General features: G+C 52.4%; 2 protein-coding genes and 1 riboswitch. Both genes read right to left on the bottom strand.

What is annotated here, in order from left to right; translation table 11 throughout:
* A partial coding sequence (thiC, locus tag IQ260_RS29400) for a phosphomethylpyrimidine synthase (RefSeq protein ID WP_193996605.1) occupies positions 1–1,199 on the bottom strand: 1,199 nt, incomplete at its 3' end.
* A 90-nt stretch (positions 1,200–1,289) separates the two neighbouring features.
* The gene (locus IQ260_RS29395; protein ID WP_193996604.1) at positions 1,290–2,759 is read right to left on the bottom strand and encodes a sodium:solute symporter family transporter; all 1,470 of its coding nucleotides are present in this window, start codon (positions 2,757–2,759) and stop codon (positions 1,290–1,292) included.
* Positions 2,760–2,866: 107 nt separating this feature from the next.
* Positions 2,867–2,963: riboswitch (TPP riboswitch) on the bottom strand.
* Positions 2,964–2,998 lie beyond the last annotated feature (35 nt).

Genomic DNA, 2,998 nt, shown 5'->3' with positions numbered 1-2,998 from the left:
TCTAAGGACAGGTCAAACTGTTTGTTCCAATCAAAGTTGTAACGGGCATGGGAGAGTTCATCGTCGCGATCGCGAGCCCCCGGACGATGGCGAGCAATGTCTGCCGCATGGGCAGCAATCTTATAGGCGATCAAACCATTGCGCACGTCTTCTGCGTTGGGTAGGCCCAGGTGCTCTTTGGGAGTGACGTAGCATAGCATGGAGGTGCCGTACCAGCCGGCCATTGCCGCACCGATGGCAGAGGTAATATGGTCATAGCCAGGGGCAATATCGGTAACCAGCGGGCCGAGTACATAGAAGGGAGCTTCTGAGCACTCTTCCATTTGTTTGCGCACATTAAACTCGATTTGATCCATGGGCACATGGCCAGGACCTTCCACCATCACCTGCACATCATGCTCCCAGGCACGACGGGTAAGCTGACCCAGGGTTTTTAGCTCGGCTAGCTGCGCTTCGTCAGAGGCATCGTGAAGACAGCCGGGGCGGAGAGAATCTCCCAAACTAAAAGAGACATCATATTTTTTGAAAATCTCGATGATGTCATCAAAACGGCTGTAGAGAGGATTTTGCTTATGGTGGTGCAGCATCCACTGGGCAATAATGCCACCACCGCGAGAGACGATACCGGTAATGCGATTTTTGACCAGGGGCAGGTGCTCAATCAGCAACCCGGCATGGATGGTCATGTAGTCCACACCCTGCTGGGCATGCTTCTCAATGATATGAAGAAAGTCATCCTCAGAGAGATTTTCAATGCTGCCATGGACGCTTTCTAGAGCTTGATAAATGGGCACGGTGCCAATGGGTACCGGCGACGCGTTTATAATGGCCGTGCGGATTTCATCCAGGTTGCCTCCACCCGTGGAGAGATCCATCACCGTATCGGCACCGTATTTAACAGCCAGGAGCATCTTGTCTAACTCCTCACTAATGTCAGAGGAATTGGGCGATGCACCGATGTTGGCGTTGACCTTACACTTGCTGGCAATGCCAATGGCCATGGGCTCTAGATTAGGGTGGTTGATGTTGGCGGGAATAATCATCCGTCCCCGCGCCACTTCCTCCTTAATCAAGTCAACGGGCAAGTTCTCTCGCTTAGCTACATGGGTCATTTCCTCAGTAATAATGCCCTGGCGAGCGTAGTACATCTGACTAACATTCGATTGTCCTCGACGAGGCGTAATCCAATTAGTTCTCATATTCAAAACCAAAGTGAAGTGGGATAACAATGTGACGATTTTGCCCTTGAAGCGTCGGGCACAGGAATACAGGAGATTGACTGCAAGGGTTTAGTAGGTTTTGGCCCGCAGCTGATCGTAGTTAAAAATTTGAGCGGTACCGTTTTGTTTTGATAAGGCTGTCCAAACCAATGTGACAACGGTTGATGTAATTAGGGCGGCGGCAAAGCTGTGAAGTAAGTCTGCACTGCCTGGCACGGCAGGAAACAGGGGTGCAAAATCAGGCTTTTGGAAAAACAGTACCCCTGCCACCATGCCCACCAATGAGCTAGCAAAGGCATTGACGCCTGTGAGATGACGGCTGTAAAGGCCGTAAAGCATGGGAAAAAGTACCGCAGCACAGATTAAATCGGCCACAAAAAACAAGTAGAGGACGCTGTAGCCTTGGGAGGCAATTGCGATCGCAGGCAGCCCTACCACCACAGTCAAAATCCTTGAAACTCGCAATACGGCAGCCGGATCCGGCAATAGCCGCATCAAATCGAGGGTAAACACGCTGGCAATACCATTCAGCATAGTATCAAGACTGCTCATCACCAGCGCTAAGGCCAGCACAATCACACTCACCAGCACCCAGCCAGGCATCGCCAGCTGATTGAGTAGGCCAAACAACGCCGTCTCGCCAATAATGTCGGGCTGCACATCCGCCAAGGGAACCGCTAATACCCCCAGCATTCCTGCAATAAAAATCAGGGGCAAAATCACTACCGCTGACCCCAAAAAGGCACGGCGAACTGTTTTGTTATCACGACAGGCATAGACCCGCTGCCAATTGCCCTGGTTAAAGACTTCTGCGGCCACAATCGCAATCATCAACGTAGCCCCAAAGCGAACACCGCCAATATTGCCCAGGGATAGAAGTTCTGGCTGCTGGGCCGCAACCGCACCCAGGGCACCAGCTCCCCCCAGGGCAATAACAATAATTCCAGCACAGAGCAACAACAGCGGCACAATCACCACAAACTGCACCACATCGGTCAAAATTGTTGTGCCTAACCCGCCTACCGTGGTGTAGATAAACACCGCTGTAATCACCACTAACGCCGTGACTCCCAGCGGCACATCGGCCACCAGCTGCAGGGCTTTGGCAATGGCTGTTAGCTCCGCTGCCAGGTAAATGAACATATAAAACACAATCACCGCTTCCACCAGCCAGTACATCGGCCCGCCAAAGCGATACTTGACATATTCATTGAGGGAATGCCCCTGGGGCATCAGATGTCGCAATCGGGGTCCCACAACAAAAAACAGGGCTACTGCTCCCCCTGACCCCAGACAGTAGCCCAAGATGGCCGACACTCCGCCAAAGGCAGAGCCCGCTTCTAAGGGACTAAACAAAATCCAGGCCCCCAGGGCAGAGGCGGTCACGGTCGCTAGGGCTGACCACCCACCTACCTGGTTGCGGTTAACCATGTAGCTTTCTAAATCAATCCGCTGACGTCCGGCATACAACACGCCGAACAGGGTAAATGCTGCTGCGGTTACCAGGGTCACCAGTAGCGCAATCGCTCCTATGGACACAGTCCTGCCTCATCTCGTTGGACAAACACTAGGAGCTATGGATTGATTACCGTCCGGCAATAATTCACCCCTTGGATTTCCCACGGACACGGATCAGCACTGAAAATCAACTAAAGCTGCTGCTTCCCTACGCTGGCATTACCCAGAGTCAGGTTCCGAGGGTATAATCTCAGCCCGCCTTTACGGGCACCCCTAGCTGTGTAGCTGATAGTAACACAGGGATGAACCTGGTTTAGATG

Origin of the sequence: Leptolyngbya cf. ectocarpi LEGE 11479 (genome assembly GCF_015207065.1) — a bacterium.
Classification (GTDB): Bacteria; Cyanobacteriota; Cyanobacteriia; order Phormidesmidales; family Phormidesmidaceae; genus Leptothoe; species Leptothoe ectocarpi.
The sequence above is the reverse complement of the archived record's forward strand: the minus strand, read 5'-3'. Positions and strand labels throughout refer to the sequence as shown.